Genomic DNA, 26,543 nt, shown 5'->3' with positions numbered 1-26,543 from the left:
GTAGACGCGGCACAGTAAAAAATCCTCACTGCGCCCCATCGAAAAGCGCAGTGAGGCAGACCGGATCAGATGTCCCAGATCAGGTTGACCGCGAAGTTGCGGCCCGGCTGGGTCAGGCGGTCGAGGTTGGCCGGGCTGAGCACGGCGGCTTCGCCGACGCTGTCGTAGCCGCGCACGTCATCCCACAGCCAGTACTTCTTGTCGGCCAGGTTGTAGATACCGGCGCTGACGGTGACGTCGTCGCTGACCTTGTAGAAGCCGGTCAGGTCGAGCACGCCGTAGCCCGGGGTCTTGAACTGGCTGCTGGTGCCGTCCGGGGTCTTGAAGCTGCTGCTGTCGACGCGGTCTTTCTTCTTCACCAGGGTCCAGCTGAGCAGGGCGCCGTAGTTATCCTGGTCGTAGCCCAGGCCGAACACGCCGGTCAGCGGGTTGACCGCGTTCAAGGGTTCGCCGGTGTCGTTGTTGCGACCGTAGGCATAGGCCACCGAACCCTGGGTGTACAGGCCCTGCGGCGCGCCTAGGGCGTCGAGGTTGAGCCGGCCTTTGACTTCCACGCCCTTGATGGTGGCGTGCTTGATGTTGTTGCTCTGGAACGTCAGTTCGTCGTAGCCCGGGGTCACCGCGTCTTCGTTGATGAAGTCGCGGTACTTGTTATAGAACACCGCCACGTCGAAGTTGCCGGACTCGAAGTTGCCGCGCAGGCCGGTTTCATAGCTCTGGCTTTTCTCCGGCTTGAGGTTCGAGTTCGGCGCCACGCGGTAACCGGTAGTGGTGTTCTCGAAGCGGCCGTACAGCGCCTTGGCGGTCGGGGTGCGGAACCCTTCGGCGTACTGGCCGTACCAGGTGTACTGGTCACTCAGGGCATAGGTCAGGCCGAACTTGGGCGATACCCGGTGCCAGGTCTTGTTCTGGTCGCTCACCTCACCATTGCCATCGGCGGCCACGGTGTTGAGGAACTCCTGGGTGATGTGCGGCTTGAGCTGGGTGTAGTCGTAGCGCAGGCCCGGCAGGAAGGTCCACTGGTTCCAGCTGATCTGGTCCTGGGCGAACAGGCTGTAGGTGTTGATGGTCGGGTCGGGGAAGTCGCTGGACTTCTTCAGCACGTCGGACGGGCTGATGGCGCCGACCGCCGCGCAACCGCGACCGACTGCCAGGCAGGTGCCGCTGCCACTGCGCGAGCCGGTGACCTTTTCCTGCTTGATGGTGGTGCCGTAGGTCAGCAGGTGCTCGGTTTCACCGATGGCGAAGGCCTTGTCGGCCTGGGCGTCGAAGACCCACTGTTTCTCCTGGTAGAGGGTTTCGCGGCTGCGCATGACGTTGCGGCTGAACGGGAAGTAGTTTTCCAGGGTGCTCTGGTCGGTCTTGGCGATCTGGTAGTTCAGGCTCCACTTCACGTGATCGGCCAGCAGGCTGTCGAGGACGAAGTGGTTGTCCAGGCCGAAGCGTTCGCGGGTGATGGTGTCGTTACCGGTGCGCGAGCGGTACATGCCCAGCGGCTGGCCGGCGTTGAACGGGCCGCCCACGGCGCTCTTCTGGTTGGTGTCGCGGTCGTCCTTGTACTTCTCGTAGGTCAGGCCCAGGCGCGCGTCGTCGGCGTAGTTCCAGCCGGCCTTGGCCAGCACGTTGCTGGTGCGCACGTCTTCCGGGTTGGCGGCGGTGCGCGCCAGGCCGGTGCCGTTGTGGCTGCCGTAGGAGTCGGTTTCGTGGCCGTCGCGCTGGCTGAAGTGCAGCAGGCCGTCGAACTGACCGCTGCGCCCGGCCACGGTGGCGGATTTGAGCCAGCTGTCGTCGACCGAGCTGTAGCCGGTCTTCAGGCGGGCGCCGACGTCTTTACCGGGCTTGATGATGTCGTCCGGGTCGAGGGTGAAGTAGCTGACCGCGCCGCCGATGGCGTTGCTGCCGTACAGCACCGAGGCCGGGCCGCGGAGGATCTCCACGCGCTTGATGATTTCCGGGTCGACGTAATTGCGCTGGGTCTTGGCATAGGGGCCGTTGAAGAAGCCGTTGGGAATCTCCACGCCGTCGACCTGGGTCAGGATACGGTCGCCGTCGATGCCGCGGATGTTGTAGCCGCTGATGCCACCGCCGCGCTGGCCGGCTCCGCCGACCGAAACGCCCGGCTCGTAGCGCACCAGATCCTTGATGGTGTTGACGTTGTTGCGGTCCAGGTCCTGGCGGTCATGCACGGTCACGGTGCTGGGCACGCTGCTGACGTCCTGTTCCTGGCGCGTGGCGCTGATGGTCACCTGTTGCAGGTTCAGGGCGCCGCTGCTGCCGCGTTTTTCCAGGACGATGTTGTTGGCGCCCAGCTTGCGGTAGCTCAGGTTGGTGCCCATCAGCAGGCGGTCCAGGGCTTTTTCCGGTGGCAGCGAACCGCGCACGCCCGGGGAAGCGATGCCTTCGCCCAGTTCCGCCGGCAGGCCGACCTGCCAGCCGGTGACGGCGGTAAAGGCGTTCAGCGCCGATACCAGCGGCTGCTGGTCGATGGCGAAGCTGTAGTCGCCCATGTTGCGCGCCGGCAGGGCCTTGGCCCCGGCGGTGGCGGCCATGACTGGCGCGGTCCCGGCCAGCAGGATGGCGGCGGTCAGCAGGGACAGCGTGCAGTTCTGCAGGCGGGCCTGGCGGGAGGATGAAGAGGACCGGCTGTTGAGGCGAGAGGACATCGATAGCGCTCCGTGTCGCACGAATCTTTATAGGTGCTGATTCGCCATTTTTAATGCGAATCAATTGCATTGGCTATAACGAGACGAACGACCGACAGCGATCGCGTAAAAATAAATGCGCTTTAGTTGAGGATGACCAGCGCCGGGAATTCCTGCAGGCGCGCCGAGGTGATGTGAGCCAGGGAGCGCACCACGTCCAGCGGCTGGTCGAGGCGGTAATTGCCGGTGACCGCGACATCGGCCAGGCGCTCGTTGTTGTTGACGATCCAGCCCGGGTAATACCGACGCAATTCGGCCAGCACCTGGTTCAGCGGGCAGTTCTCGAACACCAGCCGGCCCTGGACCCAGGCCAGGTCCTTGTCGAGGTCGAGCTTGGCCGGGCGGTCGAAACCGTTGGGGCCGATGCGGATGCTTTCGCCGGCCGACAGGCGCACCCGGGCATCGTCGTGGGTGGCGCGCAGGTCGACATCGCCGCGCTGCACCCGTACCTGGGCCACGCCGTCCAGGTAACGCACGGCGAAGGCGGTGTCGCGCACGCTGGCGCGTACCGGGCCGGCGTCGAGTTCCAGCGGCTGGCCGCGGCTGGCGGGGATCTCGAAGAAGGCTTCGCCCTGGTACAGGCGGGCCACGCGCTGGCGCTCGTCGATGCTGCTGGAGAAGGCCGAGTTGGTGTTGAGCAGGACTTTCGAGCCGTCCTCCAGTTGCAGGCGCTGGCGCTCGCCGACCACGGTCAGGTGGTCGGCCTGCAGGCGCAGGGGCAGGTTGCTGAAACTGAACAGGCCGAGGATCAGCACCGCCGCGGTCGCCAGGGGCCGCCAGTGCGGACGCAGGCGCGACAGCAGGCTGAGCTTGGTTTTTTGCGTGTCCAGGTTTTGCGCGCAGCGCACCACTTGCGGGCCGTTCCAGATCGCCTGGGCCTTGTCGAAGGCTGCGCTGTGCAGGGGCGAGGCGTTCAGCCAGTCGTGGAATTGCCGGGTCTGCTCGGGGCTCGGGTTCTCCAGCAGGATCAGCCAGTCCAGGGCCTGGTCCATGGCCTGATCCGCAGTACGGCGAGTGGCTGTTTCCCCGTCCTGGGCGGTCGGCTGGGTGCGGTGGATGTCCGTCACGGGTGTTCCTCGGCTGTGTCTGTGCACGGCTGTTTTTTAGATGGAGAGCGCAGGGCGGTCAAGGGTAGCAAAGGGCCGCGGCTGACGCTCGCCCGGCTGGGCCTCAATGACCGTTCAAGCGCTCGGCGACGCCGATGCAGATGGCCATGATCAGCTTCAGTTCCTTTTGTACCGTGCTTTGGGAGACCTCGAGTTTCTCGGCGATTTCCAGGTAGCTGTGGCCGTGCAGGCGGCTGAGGATGAAGATCTGCTGTTGGCGCGGGCTGAGTTGGGCAAGGCTCATGTTCAGGCGTTCCAGCAACTGTTCGGCATGGGCGGCATCCTCGGCGCTGCTCAGGGGCGCGGCCACGCTTTCGACCACGTCCACCGGCACGTCTTCGAGCAGGGTGCGGGCCTGGATGCGTCGTGCGCGCAGGTGGTCGAGCGCCAGGTTGCGGGCGGTCTGGAAGACGAAGGGTTCGAGGTGGTCGATGGCCCGTTCGCTCAGGGCCCGGGTCACCCGCAGGTAGGTTTCCTGCAGCAGGTCCTCGGCGGTGCTGTGGTTGTTGACCATCCGCTCCAGCGTGCGCAGCAGCGAAACGCGCTGGGTGAGAAAGACGTGATTGAAGCGGGATTGGCTCACAACAGGACCTGGCTGATTTTTTTCAGTAGATGATAATGCTTATCATCTACGTCGAAGGTCAAGCCCTGAGTGAATCATCGACGCCCGGAGAGGTAGGCCGGGTAGTCCGGAATCCGGTAGCTGTGCGCCTGCTCCATCAGCGGGCTGCTGAGCAGGTAGTCGGCGCTGCATTCGTTGCAGGCCACGGGAATGTTCCAGACCGCCGCGACCCGTAGCAGGGCCTTGATGTCCGGATCGTGGGGCTGGGGTTCGAAGGGGTCCCAGAAGAACACCAGCATGTCCACCCGCTGCTCGGCGATCCGCGCGCCGAGTTGCTGGTCGCCGCCCAGGGGGCCGCTGATCATGCTTTCCACCGGCAGGCCGAGACGTTTGTGCAGCAACTGGCCGGTGGTGCCGGTGGCCAGCAGATCGTGCTCGGCGAGCCGGTCTTTCTGTCGCTCGGCCCAGTCGAGGAGGAAACTCTTGCAATGGTCGTGGGCCACCAGGGCGATGCGCTTGCGCGCCGCCATGCTGGCCTGGGTGAAGCTGATACCGATCATCGGTGGTGGCTCCGGGAGGGAGAGAGTCTGCAGGAGCTGCCGAGGCTGCGATCTTTGCGCGCTTGAACCTCGAATGTGAAGATCAAAAGATCGCAGCCTGCGGCAGCTCCCGCGCCGCAGGCCGTGGGTTTACTCGGCGCTGCACAGGGCCAGGCAGTTATCCAGCATGCGGTTGGAGAAGCCCCACTCGTTGTCGTACCAGGCCAGGACCTTGAGCAGCTTGCCGCCGCTGACCTTGGTGTGATTGGCGTCGAAGATCGACGACAGCGGGTTGTGGTTGAAGTCGCTGGAGACCAGCGGCAGGCTGTTGTAGCCGAGGATCTTCGAGTGCTGGCTGGCGCTCTTGAGCAGGGCGTTGACCTCCTCGGCGGTGGTGTTGCGCTTGAGCTGCACGGTCAGGTCCACCAGCGATACGTTGATCACCGGGACGCGCACCGCCATGCCGGTCAGCTTGCCCGCCAGCTCCGGCAGCACCAGGCCCACGGCTTCGGCCGCGCCGGTCTTGCTCGGGATCATGTTCTGGGTGGCCGAACGGGCGCGGTACGGATCGCTGTGGTAGACGTCGGTCAGGTTCTGGTCGTTGGTGTAGGCGTGGATGGTGGTCATCAGCCCGCTTTCGATGCCCAGCTCGCGGTTCAGCACCTGGGCCACCGGCGCCAGGCAGTTGGTGGTGCACGAAGCGTTGGAAATGATCTGGTGCGACTGGCGCAGAATGTCGTGGTTCACGCCATACACCACGGTGGCGTCGGCGCCTTTGGCCGGGGCGGAAATAATCACTTTGCGGGCGCCGGCGCTGAGATGGGCGGCAGCCTTGGCACGGTCGGTGAACAGACCGGTGCATTCGAATACTACGTCAATCTTCTCGGCGGCCCAGGGCAGTTCGGCCGGATTGCGGATGGCGCTGACGGCGATCCGGTCGCCGTTGACGGTCAGGCTTTCCTGATCGTGCTGCACCTCGGCATCGAAGGTGCCGTGGACGGTGTCGTATTTGAGCAGGTGGGCATTGATCGAGCTATCACCCAGATCGTTGATGGCGACGATCTGCAGATCCTGACGATAGCCTTGGGTATAAAGTGCGCGCAGGACGTTGCGGCCGATGCGGCCAAAACCATTGATTGCGATTCGTAGAGTCATTAGAAAAGCGCCTGCCGTAGTTTTGTTGTTGGAATTACAAGATTATTCGCAAAAAAATAGAAAACAAGCCTTTTTGATGGCAATATTTTGTTTTATCTACAACGAGTGACCTGAATCAACTGGTCCAAATGGTCAAGAAACCCTCTGCCATCCCCTGTGCCGCGGGCGTTTTGACCAGCATAGACAAACAGGTCGCCACATCCGTTAGCCTGGAGTTCTACACATGCATCCCCGCGTTCTTGAGGTCACCGAACGGCTTGTCGCCCGCAGTCGCGCCACTCGCGAGGCTTACCTCGCCCTGATCCGCGGCGCCGCCAGCGATGGCCCGCAACGGGGCAAGCTGCAGTGTGCGAACTTCGCCCACGGCGTTGCCGGCTGCGGCTCGGAAGACAAGCACAGCCTGCGCATGATGAATGCCGCCAACGTGGCAATTGTTTCGTCATATAACGACATGCTCTCGGCGCACCAGCCGTACGAGCACTTTCCCGAACAGATCAAGAAGGCCCTGCGCGAGATGGGCTCGGTCGGCCAGTTCGCCGGCGGCACGCCCGCCATGTGCGATGGCGTGACCCAGGGCGAGGCCGGCATGGAGCTGAGCCTGCCGAGCCGCGAGGTGATCGCGCTGTCCACCGCGGTGGCCTTGTCCCACAACATGTTCGACGCCGCGCTGATGCTCGGCATCTGCGACAAGATCGTCCCGGGCCTGATGATGGGCGCGTTGCGCTTCGGCCACCTGCCGACCATCTTCGTCCCGGGCGGGCCGATGCCGTCGGGCATTTCCAACAAGGAAAAGGCCGACGTGCGCCAGCGTTACGCCGAGGGCAAGGCGAGCCGCGAAGAGCTGCTGGAATCGGAGATGAAGTCCTACCACAGCCCGGGCACCTGCACCTTCTACGGCACCGCCAACACCAACCAGCTGCTGATGGAAGTCATGGGCCTGCACTTGCCGGGCGCGTCCTTCGTCAACCCTTACACGCCACTGCGTGACGCCCTGACCCATGAGGCGGCGCAGCAGGTCACCCGCCTGACCGCGCAGAGCGGCAACTTCACGCCGATCGGCGAGATCGTCGACGAGCGTTCGCTGGTCAACTCTATCGTCGCCCTGCACGCCACCGGCGGTTCGACCAACCACACCCTGCACATGCCGGCGATTGCCCAGGCCGCGGGCATCCAGCTGACCTGGCAGGACATGGCCGACCTCTCCGAGGTGGTGCCGACCCTGTCCCACGTCTATCCGAACGGCAAGGCCGACATCAACCACTTCCAGGCCGCGGGCGGCATGGCGTTCCTGATCCGCGAACTGCTGGAAGCCGGCCTGCTCCACGAAGACGTCAATACCGTGGCCGGCCGTGGCCTGAGCCGCTACACCCAGGAGCCGTTCCTGGACAACGGCAAGCTGGTGTGGCGCGACGGCCCGATCGAAAGCCTCGACGAAAACATCCTGCGCCCGGTGGCCCGCGCGTTCTCGCCGGAAGGCGGCCTGCGGGTGATGGAAGGCAACCTCGGTCGCGGGGTGATGAAAGTCTCCGCCGTGGCGTTGCAGCACCAGATCGTCGAAGCGCCGGCGGTGGTGTTCCAGGACCAGCAGGACCTGGCCGATGCGTTCAAGGCCGGCGAGCTGGAAAAAGACTTCGTGGCGGTGATGCGCTTCCAGGGCCCGCGCTCCAACGGCATGCCGGAACTGCACAAGATGACGCCGTTCCTCGGTGTGTTGCAGGACCGCGGCTTCAAGGTCGCGCTGGTTACCGACGGGCGCATGTCCGGGGCCTCGGGCAAGATCCCGGCGGCGATCCACGTCAGCCCGGAAGCCCAGGTCGGCGGCGCGCTGGCGCGAGTACGCGACGGCGACATCATTCGCGTGGATGGCGTAAAGGGCACGCTGGAGCTTAAGGTAGACGCCGACGAATTCGCCGCCCGCGAGCCGGCCAAGGGCCTGCTGGGCAACAACGTCGGCAGCGGCCGCGAATTGTTCGGTTTCATGCGCATGGCCTTCAGCTCGGCGGAGCAGGGCGCCAGCGCCTTTACCTCTGCCCTGGAGAACCTTAAGTGAAGTTAGCGCTGGTCGGTGACATTGGTGGAACCAATGCGCGTTTTGCGTTGTGGAAAGACCAGCGCCTGGAGTCGATCCAGGTGCTGGCGACGGCGGACCACGCCAGCCCGGAAGAAGCCATCGGCGTCTACCTGGGCGGCCTCGGCCTGGCGCCGGGTGCGATCGGCGCGGTGTGCCTGTCGGTGGCCGGCCCGGTCGGCGGCGACGAATTTCGTTTTACCAACAACCATTGGCGCCTGAGCCGCAAGGCCTTCTGCCAGACCTTGCAGGTCGATGAGCTGCTGCTGGTCAATGACTTCTCGGCCATGGCCCTGGGCATGACCCGCCTGCAGCCCGGCGAGTTCCGGGTGGTTTGCGAAGGCACCGCCGAGCCGTTGCGCCCGGCGGTGGTGATCGGGCCGGGCACCGGCCTGGGCGTCGGCACCCTGCTGGATCTGGGCGAAGGCCGCTGGGCCGCCTTGCCGGGCGAGGGCGGGCATGTCGACCTGCCGTTGAGCAGCCCGCGGGAAACCCAGTTGTGGCAGCACCTCTACAGCGAGATCGGCCACGTCAGCGCCGAGACCGCGCTCAGCGGCGGCGGCTTGCCCCGGGTGTACCGGGCGATCTGCGCGCTGGACGGGCACGAGCCGTTGCTCGATACCCCGGAAGCCATCACCGCCGCGGGCCTGGCCGGCGACCCCATCGCCCTGGAAGTGCTCGAGCAGTTCTGCTGCTGGCTGGGCCGGGTGGCGGGCAACAACGTGCTGACCACGGGTGGGCGCGGTGGCGTGTACATCGTTGGTGGGGTGATCCCGCGGTTCGCCGACTTTTTCGTCGAAAGCGGTTTTGCCCGTTGTTTTGCCGACAAGGGCTGCATGAGCGATTACTTCAAGGGCATCCCGGTGTGGCTGGTGACGGCGCCGTACTCGGGCCTGACCGGTGCCGGGGTGGCGCTGGAGCAGGCGTTTGCCTGATCCAGTGCGCTACATCCGTAGCCGCTGCCGAGCCTGCGATAAGGCCGAAGGCCTTCAGCGATCTTTAAATCCCTGCGCCCGCTTCGTCGGAATGCCGTCCAGGTCGATCGCAGCCTCGCGGGCTCGGCAGCGGCTACAGAGCCTTGGTATCTACGTTTCGTTGATCGGTAAGGCATAATCCGGCCCCATCCATAACAACAAAGGACGGCCCGCGTGAGTTCAGTCAGTAAGTCGATCTTGTTGGTTGATGACGATCAGGAAATCCGCGAGCTGCTGGAGACCTACCTCAGTCGCGCCGGCTTCCAGGTCCGCAGCACGCCCAACGGCGCCGGCTTTCGCCAGGCGCTGAACGAGGCGCCGAGCGACCTGGTGATTCTCGACGTGATGCTGCCGGACGAAGACGGCTTCAGCCTGTGCCGCTGGATTCGCCAGCATCCGCGGGTCGGCCAGGTGCCGATCATCATGCTCACCGCCAGCTCCGACGAAGCCGACCGGGTGATCGGCCTGGAGCTGGGGGCCGACGATTACCTGGGCAAGCCCTTCAGCCCCCGGGAATTGCAGGCGCGGATCAAGGCCCTGTTGCGCCGTGCGCAGTTCGGCCAGGAGCGCGCCGGTGGCGAGGTGCTGTGCTTCGACGAGTGGCGCCTGGACATGGTCAGCCACCGGCTGTTCCACAACGACGGCGAGGAAGTGATCCTTTCTGGCGCCGACTTCGCCCTGCTCAAGCTGTTCCTCGACCACCCCCAGGAAATCCTCGACCGCGACACCATCGGCAATGCCACCCGCGGCCGAGAACTGATGCCCCTGGACCGTATCGTCGACATGGCGGTCAGCCGCCTGCGCCAGCGCCTGCGCGACACCGAGAAACCGCCGCGGCTGATCCGCACCGTGCGCGGCAGCGGTTACCAGTTGGCAGCCAATGTGGTTGCCGGCAATGCTCACTGAGTGGCCGCGCAAGCTGCTGGCGCGGGTGCCGGTGCCGCGTTCGCTGCTCGGCCGGATGTTGCTGCTGACGCTGCTGGCGGTGTTGTTCGCGCAAACCTTGTCCAGTGTGATCTGGGTGTCGCAATTGCGCGCCACCCAGCTCGAAGGCCTGGTCACCAGCGCCCGCAGCCTGGCCCATTCGATGACCGCCAGCGTCAGCTACTTTCGCTCGCTGCCGGTGGCGTACCGGCCGCTGGTGCTCGACCAGTTGCGCAGCATGGGCGGCACCCGTTTTGTCGTGACCCTCAACGACAAGCCGCTGGGCATGGAAGTGCTGCCCATCACGCCGCGCAAGCAGGCGGTGCTCAAGGCGGTGGAGGAAGTGCTGCGCCAGTCCCTGGGCAACGATGCCTACATCTCGGTGACCTTCGTCAGCCCCGAGGACCTGCGGATTTTCAACGGCGGCCTGAAACTCGATGAGTTGCCGCGTTCCTGGGCCCACTACGCCCTGACCCTGGAGCCGGTGAACCCGCCGGTGCTGGTCACCCAGATCCAGATGGCGCCGGGGGAGTGGCTGTACATCGCCTCGCTGTTGCCCGAGCCCTACACCAGCCTCGAAGAGCAGGGACTGCCGGCGCAGCAGGTGTGGTTCATCGTGCTCACCAGCGGTTTCCTGCTGCTGTTCATCGGCCTGCTGGTGCATTGGCAGAGCCGGCCGCTCAAGCGCCTGGCGCGGGCCGCGCGGGACATGTCCCTGGGCGCCGATGTGCAGCCGGTGGCCGAAGGCGGCGGCAGCGAAGTGGTGGAGGTCGGCCGGGCCTTCAATGCCATGCGCGAGCGCATCAGCCGTTACCTGACCGAGCGCAGCCAGTTGTTCAGTGCGATTTCCCACGACCTGCGCACGCCCATCACCCGGCTGCGGCTGCGGGTCGAACTGCTGGAGGACGAGCAGTTGCAAACCAAGTTCGGCCGCGACCTGGATGAGCTGGAATTGCTGGTCAAGGGCGCGCTGCAATGCGTCAAGGACACCGATATCCACGAGAACATCGAGCCGGTGGACCTCAACCAGGTGCTCGACTGCCTGGTGGAGCCTTACCTGGCGCCCAACGGCAACGGCCGCGTGACCCAGCAGGGGCGGGCGCTGGCGCCTTATCCGGGCAAGCCCCTGGCGCTCAAGCGCTGCATGGGCAACCTGATCGACAACGCGCTGAAGTACGGGCAGAACGCCCACCTGCACATCGACGACGATGCCAATGCGTTCATCCTGCATGTCGACGACGAAGGCCCGGGCGTGCCGGAGCAGCGCCTGGAGCAGGTGTTCGAGCCGCACTTTCGCCTGTCCGGCCAGCAGCAGGGCTACGGCCTGGGCCTGGGCATCGCGCGCAACATCGCCCACAGCCATGGCGGCGAGGTGAGCCTGCAGAACCTGCGCGAAGGCGGTTTGCGCGTAACCCTGTACCTGCCGCGCTCCATGGATTGATGCTTTCGTAGCCGCTGGCGAAGCCTGCGCCCGGCCGCGTAGCGGTCGTAAAACGTTATGCCGCGCTTGGCCGTATGACCGAGGCGCCGGTTTTGCGAGCCCTGCGGTCTCGAGCGCAGCCTGCGGCAGCGGCTACAAGGTTGTTTGTCACGGCTTGGTGACATTTCCTGTGACCTTCGTTACCTGCCCGCGCGAACCCGTTGTTTAGACTCAAGGCCTTGATAAGAACAACAACAGGTTCGCCATGAACACTATTCCACTGACGTTCAGCAACTGGCTGAACGCTCCTGCCCATCATCAATGGCTGGCCGCCGAAGGCCAGCGCCTGCTGGGGTTCGCCCGCGCGGCACGGCTGCCCGAAGGCTTCGGCGACCTGGACGAGCGCGGGCGCCTGCCGAGCGGTGCCCGCGCCGGCACCATGAACACCGCGCGCATGACTCACAGTTTCGCCATGGCCCATATCCAGGGCATTCCCGGCTACGCCGCGCTGGTGGACCACGGCATCGCCGCGCTCAACGGTGCGCTGCACGATGGCCAGTACGGCGGCTGGTTCGCCAGCCCCGGACAGGGCGACGGCAATAGCGGCAAGGCCGCCTACCTGCATGCCTTCGTCGCCCTGGCGGCGAGTTCCGCGGTGGTGGCTGAGCGTCCCGGCGCCGAGGCCTTGCTGGCGGAGGCGATCCGGGTCATCGAAACGCATTTCTGGAGCGAGGAGGAGGGCGCGATGCGCGAGTCCTTCAACCGCGACTGGAGCGGCGAGGAGGCCTATCGCGGCGCCAACAGCAACATGCACGCCACCGAGGCGTTCCTCGCCCTGGCCGATGTCACCCAGGACCCGCGCTGGCTCAACCGTGCCCTGCACATTGTCGAGCGGGTCATCCATGAGCACGCCGCCGCCGGCGATTACCGGGTCATCGAGCATTTCGACCGGCAGTGGCAGCCGCTGCCGGATTACAACCAGGAACATCCGGCCGACGGTTTCCGCCCCTATGGCACCACCCCCGGGCACGCCTTCGAATGGGCCCGCCTGCTGCTGCACCTGGAAGCCGCGCGCTGCCAGGCCGGCATGCTCAGCCCCGGCTGGCTGCTGCTGGATGCCCAGAAACTCTTCGAGAACGCCTGCCGTGACGCCTGGGACGTCGATGGCGCGCCGGGCATCGTCTACACCCTGGACTGGCAGCAGCGCCCCGTGGTGCGCCAGCGCCTGCACTGGACCCATGCCGAGGCCGCGGCGGCGGCCAGTGCCTTGCTGCAACGCACCGGGGAGGCGCAGTACGAAACCTGGTATCGGCGCTTCTGGGAGTTCACTGCCGAGCATTTCATCGACCCGCTGCACGGCAGCTGGCATCACGAGCTGGATAGCAACAACAGGCCCAGCGCCGAGATCTGGGCCGGCAAGCCGGACCTGTATCACGCCTGGCAGGCGGTGCTGATTCCGCGCCTGCCCCTGGCACCGAGCATGGCGTCAGCCCTGGCCGAAGTGTCTAGACTGGGCATTGTGTAACCATGTGGTGACATTCGCGCATCCCTTCGTTACCTGCGCGGGTGGGTCCCCTGTTTAGAATCCTATGCAGCGCAAGCACCAGACTTGCATGCATAACAACAAGAAAGGTACACCTCAGATGAATGCGATTTCTCGTCTAGCTGCTGTCATTTCCGTTGCCTCGTTGTTTCCCCTCAGTGCATTCCCTCTCGTTTCCGTTGCCGCCGATGCCAAAGGCTCCGTGGAAGTCGTCCATTGGTGGACTTCCGGCGGTGAAAAAGCGGCGGTCGATGTGCTCAAGGCCCAAGTCGAAAAAGACGGTTTCACCTGGAAAGACGGCGCAGTCGCCGGCGGTGGCGGTGCCACGGCCATGACCGTGCTGAAAAGCCGCGCCGTTTCCGGCAACCCGCCGGGCGTTGCCCAGATCAAGGGCCCGGACATCCAGGAGTGGGGCAGCACCGGCCTGCTCAGCACCGACGCGCTGAAAGATGTGGCCAAGTCGGAAAACTGGGACGGCCTGCTTTCCAAGAAAGTCTCCGACACCGTGAAGTACGAAGGTGACTATGTCGCGGTGCCGGTGAACATCCACCGCGTCAACTGGCTGTGGATCAACCCGGAAGTCTTCAAGAAGGCCGGGATCGACAAGGCCCCGACCACCCTCGAAGAATTCTATGCCGCCGGCGACAAGCTCAAGGCCGCCGGCTTCATCGCCCTGGCCCATGGCGGCCAGCCATGGCAGGACAGCACCGTGTTCGAAGACGTGGTGCTCTCGGTCATGGGCGCCGATGGCTACAAGAAAGCCCTGGTCGACCTGGACCAGAAAACCCTCGCCGGCCCGGAGATGACCAAGGCTTTCACCGAGCTGAAGAAAGTCACCGGCTACATGGACCCGAACCGCGCCGGGCGTGACTGGAACATCGCTGCCGCCGACGTCATCAACGGCAAGGCCGGCATGCAGATGATGGGCGACTGGGCCAAGAGCGAGTGGACCGCGGCGAAGAAAGTCGCCGGCAAGGACTACCAGTGCGTGGCTTTCCCGGGCACCGACAAAGCCTTCACCTACAACATCGACTCCCTGGCGGTGTTCAAGCTCAAGGCCGATCGCAAAGGCGATATCGCCGCGCAGCAGGACCTGGCCAAGGTCGCCCTGGGCAAGGACTTCCAGAAGGTCTTCAGCATCAACAAGGGTTCGATCCCGGTGCGCACCGACATGCTCAACGACATGGCCGCGCAAGGTTTCGACTCCTGCGCCCAGGCGGCGGCCAAGGACTTCCTGGCCGACGACAAGACCGGCGGCCTGCAACCGAGCATGGCGCACAACATGGCCACCTCCCTGGCCGTGCAGGGCGCGATCTTCGATGTGGTGACCAATTTCATGAACGACAAGGACGCGGACCCGGCCAAGGCCAGTGCGCAGCTGGCGTCAGCCGTCAAGGCTGCTCAGTAACTCCGAATGCCGCAGGTCTGCCTGCGGCGATTTATCTGACGGCTCTTTCCCCTGTAGGAGCGAGCTTGCTCGCGATGACTGCATGACATTCGACAGAGGTGTCGGCAGTCGGATCGCTATCGCGAGCAAGCTCGCTCCTACAGGGGGCGTGTCGGACCTCACTTCTTCAACTGGATTATCCCGATGAGCTCTGTGGCGGTTTTCAGCAAAGCCTCACCGTTCGACGCGCTGCAGCGCTGGCTCCCCAAGTTGGTCCTGGCGCCAAGCATGCTGATCGTCCTGGTCGGTTTTTACGGTTACATCATCTGGACGTTCATTCTGTCCTTCACCAATTCCAGCTTCATGCCGAGCTACAAGTGGGTCGGCCTGCAGCAATACATGCGCCTGATGGACAACGACCGCTGGTGGGTGGCGAGCAAGAACCTGGCGCTGTTCGGCGGCATGTTCATCGGCATCAGCCTGGTGCTCGGCGTGTTCCTGGCGGTGCTGCTGGACCAGCGCATCCGCAGGGAAGGTTTTATCCGCACCGTCTACCTGTACCCGATGGCGCTGTCGATGATCGTCACCGGCACCGCCTGGAAATGGCTGCTCAACCCCGGCCTGGGCCTGGACAAGATGCTGCGTGACTGGGGCTGGGAAGGCTTTCGCCTGGACTGGCTGGTGGATCAGGATCGCGTGGTGTACTGCCTGGTGATCGCCGCCGTGTGGCAGGCCTCCGGCTTTGTCATGGCGATGTTCCTCGCCGGCTTGCGCGGCGTCGACCAGTCGATCATCCGCGCCGCCCAGGTCGATGGCGCGAGCCTGCCGACCATTTACCTGAAGATCGTCCTGCCGAGCCTGCGCCCGGTGTTCTTCAGCGCCTTCATGATCCTCGCGCACATCGCGATCAAGAGCTTCGACCTGGTGGCGGCGATGACCGCCGGTGGCCCTGGCTACTCGTCCGACCTGCCGGCGATGTTCATGTATTCCTTCACCTTCAGCCGTGGGCAGATGGGCATAGGTTCGGCCAGCGCCATGCTGATGCTGGGCGCGGTGCTGACCATCCTGGTGCCGTACCTGTACTCCGAACTGCGAGGCAAACGCCATGACTAACCAGCTCGGAAAACCTGCGCTGAACTTCAGCCGCATCGCCATCTACGCCACCTTGCTGCTGGCCGCGGCGGTGTACCTGGTGCCGCTGGTGGTGATGCTGCTCACCAGCTTCAAGACCCCGGAAGACATCCGCACCGGCAACCTGCTGAGCTGGCCGGCCGTGATCGACGGCATCGGCTGGATCAAGGCCTGGGACACCGTGGGTGGCTACTTCTGGAACTCGGTGAAGATCACCGTGCCGGCGGTGATCATCTCGACCTTCGTCGGTGCCATGAACGGCTACGTGCTGTCGATGTGGCGCTTCCGTGGTTCGCAGCTGTTCTTCGGCCTGCTGCTGTTCGGCTGCTTCCTGCCGTTCCAGACCGTGCTGCTCCCGGCGTCCTTCACCCTCGGCAAGTTCGGCCTGGCCAACACCACCAGCGGCCTGGTGCTGGTGCACGTGGTCTACGGGCTGGCGTTCACCACGTTGTTCTTCCGCAACTACTACGTGAGCATCCCGGACGCCCTGGTCAAGGCCGCGCGCCTGGACGGCGCGGGCTTCTTCACCATCTTCGGCAAGATCCTGCTGCCGATGTCGGTGCCGATCGTCATGGTCTGCCTGATCTGGCAGTTCACCCAGATCTGGAACGATTTCCTGTTCGGCGTGGTGTTCGCCAGCGGCGATGCGCAACCGATCACCGTGGCCTTGAACAACCTGGTCAACACCAGCACCGGGACCAAGGAATACAACGTTGATATGGCGGCGGCGATGATCGCCGGGCTGCCGACACTGCTGGTCTACATATTCGCTGGCAAGTATTTCCTGCGTGGGCTGACGTCCGGCGCGGTCAAGGGGTAAAAGATGGCAACTCTCGAATTACGCAACGTCAACAAGACCTACGGCAGCGGCTTGCCGGACACCCTGAAGAACATCGAACTGAAGATCGATGACGGTGAGTTCCTGATTCTCGTGGGGCCCTCGGGCTGCGGTAAATCCACCCTGATGAACTGCATCGCCGGCCTGGAAAACATCAGCGGCGGGGCGATCCTGGTGGACGACGCCGACATCAGCGGCATGAGCCCGAAAGACCGCGACATCGCCATGGTGTTCCAGTCCTACGCGCTGTACCCGACCATGAGCGTGCGCGACAACATCGCCTTCGGCCTGAAGATCCGCAAGATGCCGGCCGCCGAGATCGACGAGGAAGTGGCGCGGGTGGCCAAGCTGCTGCAGATCGAACACCTGCTCAGCCGCAAACCCGGCCAGCTGTCCGGCGGCCAGCAACAGCGCGTGGCCATGGGCCGGGCCCTGGCGCGGCGGCCGAAGATCTACCTGTTCGACGAACCGCTGTCCAACCTCGATGCCAAGCTGCGGGTCGAGATGCGCACCGAAATGAAACTGATGCACCAGCGCCTGAAAACCACCACGGTCTACGTCACCCACGACCAGATCGAAGCCATGACCCTGGGCGACAAGGTGGCGGTGATGAAGGACGGCATCATCCAGCAGTTCGGTACTCCGAAACAGATCTACAACGACCCGGCCAACCTGTTCGTGGCCAGCTTCATCGGCTCGCCGCCGATGAACTTCATCCCCCTGCGCCTGCAGCGCAAGGACGGCCGCCTGCTGGCCCTGCTGGACAGCGGCCAGGCCCGTTGCGAGCTGCCTTTGGGCATGCAGGACGCGGGCCTGGAAGACCGTGAAGTGATCCTCGGCATCCGTCCGGAGCAGATCAGCCTGGCGAACGGCGAGGGCAACGGCCTGCCGACCCTGCGCGCCGAGGTCCAGGTCACCGAGCCGACCGGTCCCGACACCCTGGTGTTCGTCAACCTCAACGGCACCAAGGTCTGCTGCCGCCTGGCGCCGGATGTGGCGCCGCAGGTCGGCGAAACCCTGACCCTGCAATTCGATCCGGCCAAGGTTTTGCTGTTCGATGCCAAGAGTGGCGAGCGCCTGGGGGTTGCGGCCCCTGCGCAGGCCGAAGCCCATGCCAGCAACGTGGCGCAGTTCAAGGGGCGTTGAAGCCTGCGTTATTGGAGCAAGGACATACCGAATGCGCGGCGGATGGCCTGTCATCCGTCGCATCAGGTGTAAACCGCGTTAGAGAAAAACAGTTAATAACAATAAAGACGAGGATGTAGGGATGAAAAAGAAGAGCACTAATGCACGCTTGATCTGCCAGTTGTCAGCGATTGCGGCAATGACCCTGGCCGGTAGCGCGCACGCTGACGAAGCGTTCAGCGCCGATTCGAAATGGATGACCGGCGACTGGGGTGGCGAGCGGACCAAGCTGCTCGAGAAGGGGATCGACATCAAGGCCGATTACGTTGGCGAAATGGGCGCCAACCTGCACGGCGGCTACAACGACGACAAGACCGGGCGCTACAGCGACCAGTTCGGCCTGGGCGTGGCGCTGGACCTGGAAAAACTCTGGGGCTGGGACAATACCCAGGCGAAGATCCAGTTGACCAACCGTAACGGCCAGAACATCTCCAATGACCGTATCGGCGATCCGCGTGCCGGCACCCTGAGCTCTTCCCAGGAAGTCTACGGCCGTGGCCACATGGTGCGTCTGACCCAATTGTGGATCCAGCACCAGTTCCTCGACGGCAAGCTCGACGTCAAGGCCGGTTACTTCGGCGAAGGCGAAGACTTCAACACCTTCCCCTGCGACTTCCAGAACCTGGCGTTCTGCGGCTCCCAGGTGGGCAACTGGGCGACCAACATCTGGTACAACTGGCCGGTCAGCCAGGCGGCACTGCGGGTGAAGTACCACATCACCCCTGAGCTGTACGCGCAGATCGGCGCGTACAACCAGAACCCGTCGCAACTGGAGCACGGCAACGGCTTCAAGCTCAGCGGCAGCGGTACCAAGGGCACCGTCCTGCCGGTCGAGCTGGTCTGGTCGCCGAAGGTCAACAACCTGCCGGGCGAGTACCGCGTCGGTTACTACAAGAGCACCGCCGATGCCAGCGACGTGCGCGAGGACGTCAATGGCCAGGACGCCGCGGTCACCGGCGACAGCTATCGCGTGCACAGCAGCAAGCACGGCTACTGGTTCGTCGGGCAGCAGCAGCTCACCACCCACAACGGCGATGCGACCCGCGGTCTGAACATCGCGGCCAATGCCACGTTCCACGACAAGGACACCAACTTCATCGACAACTACCAGTCGCTGATGCTGGTGTACAAGGGCCCGTTCGACGCACGTCCGAAGGATGACGTCGGCATTGGTTTCGCCCGTATCCATGTCAACGACGACGTGAAGAAAAACGCCCAGTTGCTCAATGACACCAACGGCGTCAGCAACTACGACGATCCGCTGTTCTCGCCGATCCGCGAGACTGAGTACAACTACGAAATCAACTACGGCTTCCATGTCACCAACTGGCTGACCGTGCGTCCCAACCTGCAGTACATCACCCATCCAGGCGGTGTGGATGAAGTCGACAACGCCCTGGTGGCCGGCCTGAAAATTCAGTCGGTGTTCTAACGCTGTTGCGATAAGCTCCTCCTCTATGTGCGCATTTTTGCGGATGGCCTTGGCTATCCGCTTTTTTTTGCGGGACAATTCGCCCCCTGTAGCCGCTGCCGCAGGCTGCGATAAGGCCGCAGGCCTTCAGCGATCTTGAGGACGCTACGGCCGTTCCGGCCGATCGCAGCCTGCGGCAGCGGCTACAGGAGCTTGCGCAGCATGATGACTATCAGGACAGCAATGATCTTCAGGACCGTGGCCCATGCATGAGCATCCGCTACAACGCTTTTTCAAATCCTTGCGCGAGCGCCCGACCTTCGCCTGGGAGCGCTATCAGATGCGCGATGTGCTGGTGATCGACCATCCACTGTGCCAGGCGGTGTTCAGTCGCCAGGGCGCGCAGCTCCTGCACTTTCAGCCGACCGGGCAGAAGCCCTGGCTGTGGTGCGCGGCGAAGTGGCCGCAGGTTGGGGCGATCCGTGGCGGGGTGCCGGTGTGCTGGCCCTGGTACGGCCGTCACCCGAGCGAAAACGCCTGGCCGTCCCATGGCTGGGCCCGGCTGATCGACTGGAAGCTGCTCGACAGCCGCAGCGATGACGAGGGCGTGTACCTGCACTGGCAGTTGCAACTGTGCGACTGGCAGGTCGACCTGCACGCGCACCTGGGCGAAAGCCTGGACCTGCGCCTGAGCACCGAGCACCAGGACAGCCTGCCGTGCCAGCTGAGCCAGGCTTTGCACGCCTACTGGCGTATTGGCGACGTCGGTGAGGTAGCGCTGTCTGGGCTCGATGGCGCCGAGGGTTACGACCAGTTGAGCCGCCAGGCGTGCCGGCAAACAGGCGAACTGCGGGTCGATGGCGGCTGCCAGCGGGTGTTCCAGCATGAGGGCGAATTGCAGCTCAAGGATCACGCCTGGCAGCGCGAATTGCGCATCGACACCGGCGACACCGCCGACACCGTGGTCTGGCATCCAGGCAGCCGGCCGCTGCTGGGGGTGAGCTGGAACGAGGTGTCCGGGTTCGTCTGCGTCGAGGCGGCGGCGGGCGGCACCGACAGCCTGTGCCTGGCGCCGGGGGAGCGGGCGCATCTGAGCCTGCAGGCGCGAGCGGGGGCGTAGTGGCGGGTTGGCGGTGTGGCTGCTGCCGTCATCGCGGGCAATCGAGCGTCGACCGGCCGCTCCTACAGTTCGATGTGTTCCTGTAGGAGCGGCCAGGCGAAACTCAGTTGTACTCGTCGCCCACCGGATAACGGCTGGCGTTGAGGCTTTCCTTGATCTTGCGCAGGTGCGGCTGGAAGTCCACGCCGCGGCGCAGGGTCATGCCGGTGGCGAGGACGTCGAGCACGGTGAGCTGGATGATCCGCGAGGTCATCGGCATGTAGATGTCGGTGTCTTCCGGCAGCGGGATGTTCAGGCTCAGGGTACTGGCCTTGGCCAGCGGCGAGCCGGCGGCGGTCAGGCCGAGTACCGAGGCGCCGTTTTCCCGGGCGATGCGCGCCACTTCCACCAGCTCGCGGGTGCGCCCGGTGTAGGAGATGATCACGAACAGCTCGCCGGTGTGCGCCACCGAGGCGATCATCCGCTGCATCAGCACATCGGCATGGGCGGTCACCGCCAGGTTGAAGCGGAAGAACTTGTGCTGGGCATCTAGGGCCACCGGGCCGAGGCGCCGAGGCCGAAGAAGTGGATCTGCCGGGCCTGGATCAGCAGGTCGACGGCGCGGCTGATCAGGTTCGGGTCCAGGGCCTGGCAGGCGCTGTCCAGGGAGGCGATGGCGCTACCGAAGATTTTCTGGGTGTAGGCTTCGGGGTTGTCGTCGGCTTCCACCGCGCGGCTGACGTAGGCCGCGCCGCTAGCCAGGCTCTGGGCCAGTTGCAGCTTGAGTTCGGGGTAGCCGCTGACGCCGAACGAGCGGCAGAAACGGTTGACCGTCGGCTCGCTGACCGAAGCGGCCTGGGCGAGGGCAGCAATACTGAAGCGGGTCGCCTGCTGTGGGTTGAGCAGGATGACTTCGGCGACTTTACGTTCCGCCTTGTTCAATTCTTCAAGGCGATTCTGGATCTGTTCCAGAAGATTTCGCACGCGGTCCATTAGGGTTTTCCTGGTTCGGCAATGCAAAGGAAGCCGGTCTTAACCGGTCTTTGGCGGTGGCCTATCCTACTGATGGCTCCGACGGACCACCACTTCGAATCTATATTTTGCTAAAATGTTGTGGTTATTACTACATTTTCCCTTGAGTGATGCCTTGAAAAAAGGTATTTGTAGCTTAACTTGATAAAAGAACAAACATCATGCCTTCGATAACGGTTGAACCGTGCACCTTTGCCTTGTTCGGCGCGCTGGGCGATCTGGCGCTTCGCAAATTGTTTCCTGCCCTCTACCAACTCGATGGCGCCGGCCTGCTGCATGACGACACGCGCATTCTGGCCCTGGCCCGCGAGCCGGGCAGCGAACAGCAGCACCTGTCATTCATTGAAGCGCAATTGCGCAAGTATGTCGGTGCCAAGGAGATCGACGCAGCGGTGCTGGAGCGCTTCCTGGCGCGCCTGACCTACCTGCACGTGGACTTCCTCAAGGCCGAGGATTACCAGGCCCTGGCCGAGCTGGCCGGGCGCGAGCAACGCCTGATCGCCTATTTCGCCACGCCGGCGGCGGTGTACGGGGCGATCTGCGAGAACCTGTCGAAGGCTGGCCTGGCGGAAAACACCCGCGTGGTGCTGGAAAAGCCCATCGGTTCGGACCTGGAGTCGTCGCGCAAGGTCAACGACGCGGTGGCGCAGTTCTTCCCGGAGAACCGCATCTATCGCATCGACCACTACCTGGGCAAAGAGACGGTGCAGAACCTGATCGCCCTGCGTTTCGCCAACAGCCTGTTCGAGACCCAGTGGAACCAGAACTACATCTCCCACGTGGAAATCACCGTGGCCGAGAAGGTCGGCATCGAAGGCCGCTGGGGCTATTTCGACAAGGCCGGCCAGCTGCGGGACATGATCCAGAACCACCTGTTGCAACTGCTCTGCCTGATCGCCATGGACCCGCCCGCCGACCTCTCGGCCGACAGCATCCGTGACGAGAAGGTCAAGGTGCTCAAGGCCCTGGCGCCGATCAGCCCGGAAGGCCTGACCACCCAGGTGGTGCGTGGCCAGTACATCGCCGGGCACAGCGAAGGCAAGGCCGTGCCGGGGTATCTGGAGGAAGAGAATTCCAACACCCAGAGCGACACCGAAACCTTCGTCGCCCTGCGGGCCGATATCCGCAACTGGCGCTGGGCCGGGGTGCCGTTCTACCTGCGTACCGGCAAGCGCATGCCGCAGAAGCTGTCGCAGATCGTCATTCACTTCAAGGAGCCGTCGCACTATATCTTCGCCCCGAGCAGCGCCTGCAGATCAGCAACAAGCTGATCATCCGCCTGCAGCCGGACGAAGGTATCTCCCTGCGGGTGATGACCAAGGAACAAGGCCTGGACAAGGGCATGCAACTGCGCAGCGGCCCGTTGCAGCTGAATTTTTCCGATACCTATCGCAGCGCGCGGATTCCCGATGCCTACGAGCGGTTGTTGCTGGAAGTGATGCGTGGCAACCAGAACCTGTTTGTCCGCAAAGATGAAATCGAAGCCGCGTGGAAGTGGTGCGACCAGTTGATCGCCGGTTGGAAGAAATCCGGTGATGCGCCCAAGCCGTATGCGGCCGGGTCGTGGGGGCCGATGAGCTCCATCGCATTGATCACGCGGGACGGGAGGTCGTGGTATGGCGATATCTAAATTGAAACTGCCCGCGGGCGTGCACGCCCACGAGTTCCATAGCCCGGCGCTGTTGGCCGAAGGCCTGGCGCTGAAGGTGGCCGGGCAACTGAGCCAGGCGATCCAGGTGCGCGGCGAAGCCACGCTGGTGGTGTCCGGTGGGCGCAGCCCGGTGGCGTTTTTCCAGCACCTGGCCAAGCAGCACCTGGACTGGTCCAAGGTGTTGATCACCCTGGCGGACGAGCGCTGGGTACCGGTGGAGCACGCCGACAGCAACGCCGGCCTGCTCAAGCGCTACCTGCTCCAAGGGCCGGCGGCCAAGGCGAAGTTCCTCAGCCTGTACAACGCCGCGGCGAACCTCGAACAGGCCGCGGTGCAGGCCGATCGTCTGCTGGCCGAGTTGTCGGCCATCGACGTGCTGATCCTGGGCATGGGCGACGACGGTCACACCGCCTCGCTGTTCCCCAACAGCCCGAACCTGACCGAAGCCCTGCGGGCCGACGGCCAGCGACGCTGCTGGCCGATGCTGGCGCCGAGCGTGCCCCATCAGCGCCTGAGCATGAGCCGCGCCTTGCTGGCCTCGGCCACCTACAGCGTGCTGTCGATTTCCGGTCAATCCAAATTGACCACCCTGAGTGCCGCACTGGCCGGTGACGATGTCGCCGCGATGCCGATTCGTGCCTTCCTGCAACCTCCGTTAGAGATTTACTGGTGCCCATGAGCCAAGGATCAGCCGCTATGACAATCCCACAACCGACCGTTTCCATGGCGGACAAAGTTGCCCTGATCGACAGCCTCTGCGCCAAGGCGCGGATTCTGCCGGTGATCACCATCGCCCGCGAACAGGACGTGCTGCCCCTGGCCGACGCCCTGGCCGCCGGTGGCCTGACCGCGCTGGAAGTGACCTTGCGCTCGCAGTTCGGCCTCAAGGCCATCCAGATCCTGCGCGAGCAGCGTCCGGAGCTGGTGACCGGCGCCGGTACCGTGCTCGATCGCCAGATGCTGGCCGCCGCCGAAGCCGCCGGTTCGCAGTTCATCGTCACCCCGGGCATTACCCGCGACCTGCTGGAAGCCAGCGTCGCCAGCCCGATCCCGCTGTTGCCGGGGATCAGCAATGCCTCCGGGATCATGGAGGGTTACAGCCTGGGCTATCGCCGCTTCAAGCTGTTCCCGGCGGAAGTCAGTGGTGGTGTGGCCGCGATCAAGGCCCTGGGTGGCCCGTTCGGCGAAGTGAAATTCTGCCCGACCGGCGGTGTCGGCCCGGCCAATATCAAGAGCTACATGGCGTTGAAGAACGTGATGTGCGTCGGCGGTAGCTGGATGCTCGATCCCGAGTGGATCAAGAACGGCGACTGGGCGCGGATCCAGGAGTGCACGGCCGAAGCCCTGGCGCTGCTGGACTGACAGCTTTCCTGCTTTTTTCAAAGATTCGTTGGTGTGTTCTACGGCTTTACGGTGCGCTTGGTCGGTGCACCGTTTTTTTTTGCCCGGAGAAAAGTTGCCTAGCGACGCTGGGGCTTCTGTAGGAGCGCAGCTTGTTCGCGATGACGCCGGGGCGGACAACGCGATCTGAATGGTCGCTACTGTCTGTAGCCGCTGCCGCAGGCTGCGATCGGCCGAAAGGCCGTAGCGTCATCTGGATCGCAGAAGGTCCTTCGGACCTGTCGCAGCCTGCGGCAGCGGCTACAGGTCATTCAACTGCCAGTTCGTTCAATGCCTCGACCAGCATCTGGATATCCGTGCTCGGCGTGGTAAAGCCCGGTGTCACCCGGATACAGGGCCCGCAACGCGAACCGCTGCGCGCCACGGTGAACAGGTTGTATTCCTGGAGCAGCCGCTCGGCCATCGCCTGCTGGTCCGGCTGGCGGGTGAAGCGAAACGAGGTGATGCCGCAATACAGCCGTGGATCGTCCGGGGTCATGACTTCAATGCCGGGCAGGTCGCGCACCTGGCTCACCCACAGGTCGCGCAGGTAATTCAGGCGTGCGCCCTTGAGGGCCGAGCCGCCCATGCCGCGGTGCTCCTCGAACACCCGGGGCAAGGTCAGCCAGGCCGGGATGTTCGGCGTGCCATAAGGCGCCCGTGAGCGGATATCGTCCAGGGCATAACGTTGCTCGCCCATGTCCGGATCGATATCGGCCAGGCGTTGCGGGTCGATATAGACAAAACCCAGGCTCAGCGGCGCGCCAATCCACTTCTGCAGGTTATAGCCGGCGAACGCCACGCCCAGTTCACTGAGCTGGAAATCGACCTGGGCCAGGGCGTGGGCGCCGTCGAGGATGACGTCGATTCCCCGTTCTCGGGCATCCAGGGCGATGGCCTGGACCGGCAGCACCAGCCCGGTGCGGTGGGTGACGTGGGTCAGGGCCATCAGTTTCAGTCGCGGGTAGCGTTCGAAGGCCTCGCGGTAGCTGGCCAGCAGGCTGTCGAAACTCGCCGGATGAGCATGCTCGATCTCGATGACCTCGACCCCGCGATGGCGCGCCAGCCAGCGCATGGCACCCTTGACGCTGTCGTATTCCAGGTCGCTGATCAGCACCTGATCGCCCGGCTGGAGGCGGTTGTAGTTGCGAATCAGCGATTGCAGCGCCTCCGAAGCGCTGCGGGTGAGGGCGATGGCCTGGCGATCGACGCCAACCAGTTCGGCCAATTGCTGTCGAATCTGCAAATTACCGATCTGTTCGAAATGCTGGCGCACATGCACCGAGTTGCTGCGGTTCACGAAGTCGATCTGGCGCTGGTATTCCTCGACCACGGCGCGGCTCATGCGCCCGAAATAGCCGTTTTCCAGGTTGATCGGCCGGGTTCGACGTCATATCGGCGGGCAATCGCCAGCCAGTAATCTTCGTCGCGGGCGAGTTGGGCATTACATGGCATGGCGGTCTTCTTAATGACGGGGTTTGGGTTTGCCGTGTTTGGCGCGCAGCGGGTCCAGTAGATCGGAAAGGCCGTTGTGATCGATTTCCTGCATCAATGCCAACAGGCCGCCCAGCTCGCCGTGGGGGAAACCTTCGCGGGCGAACCAGTTCAGGTAGGGGCCGGGCAGGTCGGCGAGGATGCGGCCCTTGTACTTGCCGTAGGGCATTTCGCGGGTGACCAGAAGTTCAAGTTTTTCGGGATTCATGGCGGCTGTCTGTAGAGGTGACGAACACCTTGGAAAATACAGGCATTCTGCATGCAGGCCAAATGACAGATCATGCAAATAACGCGGATACAGAAAGCGGTAAAAAACTTAACTATTTGAAAATAATGTAAAAATTTTAACTCCAGGGCTGGCATGCAGGGTGCAACACCTATGACAACTCCCTCAACCCGGAAGGAATGAAAAATGACTGACATCAACAAAGAAGCGATTTCGATCCTCAACGACCTGATCGAAACCAGTAAGGACGGTCAGGAGGGGTTCAAGACCTGCGCAGAAGACGTCAAGCAGCCTGAGCTCAAAGCGCTGTTCGTCAAGCGCTCCGCCGATTGCGCCACTGCCGCGGCCGAATTGCAGGCCAGCGTGCGTTCCCTGGGCGGCGATCCGCAGACCTCCACCAGCGTCAGTGGCGACCTGCACCGCCGTTGGGTCGACCTCAAGTCCCTGGTGACCGGCAAGGGCGAAGAAGCGGTGCTCAACGAAGCCGAGCGCGGCGAAGACCACGCCCTGAAGGCCTACAAGGATGCGCTGGAGAAAATCAGCAAACACAACCTGGTCGGCATTCGTGACCTGGTGGAGCGTCAGTACCATGGCGTACAGCGCAACCACGATCAGGTCAAAGCCTTGCGCAACCAGGCCCGCGCCCGTTCATAGCGGGCTAAACCTGTCAAAAACGCCAGCCTGCCTGGCGTTTTTTTGTGGCTTGAAATTAATGC

General features: G+C 63.8%; 20 protein-coding genes and 3 pseudogenes. 15 read left to right on the top strand and 8 right to left on the bottom strand.

All coding sequences use genetic code 11. The features are described from left to right. Window positions 1-65: 65 nt before the first annotated feature. The 5 genes from PMI20_RS26220 to gap all read right to left on the bottom strand — a co-directional run bounded on the left by PMI20_RS26220 (window position 66) and on the right by gap (window position 6,064). Window positions 66-2,663: a TonB-dependent receptor gene (locus PMI20_RS26220; RefSeq protein WP_007926303.1), complete on the bottom strand. Its 2,598-nt coding sequence runs from the start codon at window positions 2,661-2,663 to the stop codon at window positions 66-68. Between the two features lie 122 nt (window positions 2,664-2,785). Beyond that, window positions 2,786-3,769: a FecR family protein gene (locus PMI20_RS26215; RefSeq protein ID WP_007926304.1), complete on the bottom strand. Its 984-nt coding sequence runs from the start codon at window positions 3,767-3,769 to the stop codon at window positions 2,786-2,788. A gap of 103 nt (window positions 3,770-3,872) precedes the next feature. Further along, window positions 3,873-4,391, bottom strand: coding sequence for an RNA polymerase sigma factor (locus PMI20_RS26210; protein WP_007926306.1), 519 nt, complete (start codon window positions 4,389-4,391; stop codon window positions 3,873-3,875). A 74-nt stretch (window positions 4,392-4,465) separates the two neighbouring features. Then, window positions 4,466-4,930: a methylglyoxal synthase gene (locus PMI20_RS26205; RefSeq protein WP_007926308.1), complete on the bottom strand. Its 465-nt coding sequence runs from the start codon at window positions 4,928-4,930 to the stop codon at window positions 4,466-4,468. Window positions 4,931-5,059: 129 nt separating this feature from the next. Beyond that, window positions 5,060-6,064: a type I glyceraldehyde-3-phosphate dehydrogenase gene (gene gap / locus PMI20_RS26200; protein ID WP_007926310.1), complete on the bottom strand. Its 1,005-nt coding sequence runs from the start codon at window positions 6,062-6,064 to the stop codon at window positions 5,060-5,062. A 223-nt stretch (window positions 6,065-6,287) separates the two neighbouring features. On the opposite strand from gap, the gene edd reads away from it, so the two are divergent. The 11 genes from edd (at window position 6,288) to PMI20_RS26145 (ending at window position 20,065) form a co-directional block, all read left to right on the top strand. Continuing rightward, window positions 6,288-8,114, top strand: coding sequence for a phosphogluconate dehydratase (edd, locus tag PMI20_RS26195; RefSeq protein WP_007926313.1), 1,827 nt, complete (start codon window positions 6,288-6,290; stop codon window positions 8,112-8,114). Next, complete coding sequence (locus PMI20_RS26190; protein ID WP_007926315.1) at window positions 8,111-9,067, top strand: glucokinase; 957 nt, start codon at window positions 8,111-8,113, stop codon at window positions 9,065-9,067. Before edd ends, PMI20_RS26190 begins: the two co-directional genes overlap by 4 nt. Before the next feature lie 213 nt (window positions 9,068-9,280). Further along, window positions 9,281-10,012, top strand: coding sequence for a response regulator (locus tag PMI20_RS26185; protein ID WP_007926317.1), 732 nt, complete (start codon window positions 9,281-9,283; stop codon window positions 10,010-10,012). Window positions 10,013-10,043: 31 nt separating this feature from the next. Further along, window positions 10,044-11,471, top strand: coding sequence for an ATP-binding protein (locus PMI20_RS26180; RefSeq protein ID WP_202949040.1), 1,428 nt, complete (start codon window positions 10,044-10,046; stop codon window positions 11,469-11,471). A gap of 244 nt (window positions 11,472-11,715) precedes the next feature. Next, the gene (locus PMI20_RS26175; protein WP_007926321.1) at window positions 11,716-12,975 is read left to right on the top strand and encodes a D-mannose isomerase; all 1,260 of its coding nucleotides are present in this window, start codon (window positions 11,716-11,718) and stop codon (window positions 12,973-12,975) included. Between the two features lie 118 nt (window positions 12,976-13,093). Then, on the top strand, window positions 13,094-14,401 hold the full coding sequence (locus tag PMI20_RS26170; RefSeq protein WP_007926323.1) for an ABC transporter substrate-binding protein: 1,308 nt from the start codon (window positions 13,094-13,096) through the stop codon (window positions 14,399-14,401). A gap of 183 nt (window positions 14,402-14,584) precedes the next feature. Further along, on the top strand, window positions 14,585-15,493 hold the full coding sequence (locus PMI20_RS26165; RefSeq protein ID WP_007926330.1) for a carbohydrate ABC transporter permease: 909 nt from the start codon (window positions 14,585-14,587) through the stop codon (window positions 15,491-15,493). Further along, the gene (locus PMI20_RS26160; protein ID WP_007926331.1) at window positions 15,486-16,331 is read left to right on the top strand and encodes a carbohydrate ABC transporter permease; all 846 of its coding nucleotides are present in this window, start codon (window positions 15,486-15,488) and stop codon (window positions 16,329-16,331) included. The genes PMI20_RS26165 and PMI20_RS26160 overlap by 8 nt, the downstream gene beginning before the upstream one ends. Before the next feature lie 3 nt (window positions 16,332-16,334). Further along, the gene (locus PMI20_RS26155; RefSeq protein ID WP_007926334.1) at window positions 16,335-17,495 is read left to right on the top strand and encodes an ABC transporter ATP-binding protein; all 1,161 of its coding nucleotides are present in this window, start codon (window positions 16,335-16,337) and stop codon (window positions 17,493-17,495) included. A 121-nt stretch (window positions 17,496-17,616) separates the two neighbouring features. After that, on the top strand, window positions 17,617-18,966 hold the full coding sequence (locus tag PMI20_RS26150) for a carbohydrate porin (protein ID WP_007926337.1): 1,350 nt from the start codon (window positions 17,617-17,619) through the stop codon (window positions 18,964-18,966). Between the two features lie 244 nt (window positions 18,967-19,210). Next, complete coding sequence (locus PMI20_RS26145) at window positions 19,211-20,065, top strand: D-hexose-6-phosphate mutarotase (RefSeq protein WP_007921951.1); 855 nt, start codon at window positions 19,211-19,213, stop codon at window positions 20,063-20,065. Window positions 20,066-20,168: 103 nt separating this feature from the next. Here the strand turns inward: PMI20_RS26145 and PMI20_RS26140 are convergent. Then, a pseudogene (locus PMI20_RS26140) lies at window positions 20,169-21,028 on the bottom strand (MurR/RpiR family transcriptional regulator). A gap of 209 nt (window positions 21,029-21,237) precedes the next feature. On the opposite strand from PMI20_RS26140, the pseudogene zwf reads away from it, so the two are divergent. The 3 genes and pseudogenes from zwf to PMI20_RS26125 all read left to right on the top strand — a co-directional run bounded on the left by zwf (window position 21,238) and on the right by PMI20_RS26125 (window position 24,089). Continuing rightward, a pseudogene (zwf, locus tag PMI20_RS26135) lies at window positions 21,238-22,706 on the top strand (glucose-6-phosphate dehydrogenase). Beyond that, a complete protein-coding gene (gene pgl, locus PMI20_RS26130; protein WP_007921957.1) occupies window positions 22,693-23,406 on the top strand; it encodes a 6-phosphogluconolactonase in 714 nt (237 codons plus the stop codon). The pseudogene zwf and the gene pgl overlap by 14 nt, the downstream one beginning before the upstream one ends. Before the next feature lie 17 nt (window positions 23,407-23,423). Continuing rightward, window positions 23,424-24,089 (top strand): bifunctional 4-hydroxy-2-oxoglutarate aldolase/2-dehydro-3-deoxy-phosphogluconate aldolase, encoded by a 666-nt coding sequence (locus tag PMI20_RS26125; RefSeq protein WP_007921959.1) that lies wholly within the window; start codon window positions 23,424-23,426, stop codon window positions 24,087-24,089. A gap of 286 nt (window positions 24,090-24,375) precedes the next feature. Here the strand turns inward: PMI20_RS26125 and PMI20_RS26120 are convergent. Together PMI20_RS26120 and PMI20_RS26115 are read right to left on the bottom strand one after the other, a co-directional pair. Then, window positions 24,376-25,562 (bottom strand): annotated as a pseudogene (locus PMI20_RS26120) (aminotransferase class V-fold PLP-dependent enzyme). 10 nt (window positions 25,563-25,572) lie between these two features. Further along, on the bottom strand, window positions 25,573-25,809 hold the full coding sequence (locus tag PMI20_RS26115; RefSeq protein ID WP_007925076.1) for a DUF3820 family protein: 237 nt from the start codon (window positions 25,807-25,809) through the stop codon (window positions 25,573-25,575). Between the two features lie 204 nt (window positions 25,810-26,013). Here PMI20_RS26115 and PMI20_RS26110 point away from each other — a divergent pair, with 204 nt between their 5' ends. Continuing rightward, entirely contained in the window at window positions 26,014-26,481 is a 468-nt protein-coding gene (locus tag PMI20_RS26110) for a ferritin-like domain-containing protein (RefSeq protein WP_007925077.1), read from the top strand. Window positions 26,482-26,543: the final 62 nt, after the last annotated feature.

Source organism: Pseudomonas sp. GM17 (genome assembly GCF_000282175.2).
GTDB classification, from domain to species: domain Bacteria; phylum Pseudomonadota; class Gammaproteobacteria; order Pseudomonadales; family Pseudomonadaceae; genus Aquipseudomonas; species Aquipseudomonas chlororaphis.
The sequence above is the reverse complement of the archived record's forward strand: the minus strand, read 5'-3'. Positions and strand labels throughout refer to the sequence as shown.

Bases quoted from the DNA above. Each gene is read 5' to 3' on its own strand.
- PMI20_RS26220 (WP_007926303.1), bottom strand. From the start codon at position 2,663: ATGTCCTCTCGCCTCAACAGCCGGTCCTCTTCATCCTCCCGCCAGGCC.
- PMI20_RS26205 (WP_007926308.1), bottom strand. From the start codon at position 4,930: ATGATCGGTATCAGCTTCACCCAGGCCAGCATGGCGGCGCGCAAGCGC.
- gap (WP_007926310.1), bottom strand. From the start codon at position 6,064: ATGACTCTACGAATCGCAATCAATGGTTTTGGCCGCATCGGCCGCAAC.
- edd (WP_007926313.1), top strand. From the start codon at position 6,288: ATGCATCCCCGCGTTCTTGAGGTCACCGAACGGCTTGTCGCCCGCAGT.
- PMI20_RS26175 (WP_007926321.1), top strand. From the start codon at position 11,716: ATGAACACTATTCCACTGACGTTCAGCAACTGGCTGAACGCTCCTGCC.
- PMI20_RS26170 (WP_007926323.1), top strand. From the start codon at position 13,094: ATGAATGCGATTTCTCGTCTAGCTGCTGTCATTTCCGTTGCCTCGTTG.
- PMI20_RS26165 (WP_007926330.1), top strand. From the start codon at position 14,585: ATGAGCTCTGTGGCGGTTTTCAGCAAAGCCTCACCGTTCGACGCGCTG.
- PMI20_RS26160 (WP_007926331.1), top strand. From the start codon at position 15,486: ATGACTAACCAGCTCGGAAAACCTGCGCTGAACTTCAGCCGCATCGCC.
- PMI20_RS26155 (WP_007926334.1), top strand. From the start codon at position 16,335: ATGGCAACTCTCGAATTACGCAACGTCAACAAGACCTACGGCAGCGGC.
- PMI20_RS26150 (WP_007926337.1), top strand. From the start codon at position 17,617: ATGAAAAAGAAGAGCACTAATGCACGCTTGATCTGCCAGTTGTCAGCG.
- PMI20_RS26145 (WP_007921951.1), top strand. From the start codon at position 19,211: ATGCATGAGCATCCGCTACAACGCTTTTTCAAATCCTTGCGCGAGCGC.
- pgl (WP_007921957.1), top strand. From the start codon at position 22,693: ATGGCGATATCTAAATTGAAACTGCCCGCGGGCGTGCACGCCCACGAG.
- PMI20_RS26125 (WP_007921959.1), top strand. From the start codon at position 23,424: ATGACAATCCCACAACCGACCGTTTCCATGGCGGACAAAGTTGCCCTG.
- PMI20_RS26115 (WP_007925076.1), bottom strand. From the start codon at position 25,809: ATGAATCCCGAAAAACTTGAACTTCTGGTCACCCGCGAAATGCCCTAC.
- PMI20_RS26110 (WP_007925077.1), top strand. From the start codon at position 26,014: ATGACTGACATCAACAAAGAAGCGATTTCGATCCTCAACGACCTGATC.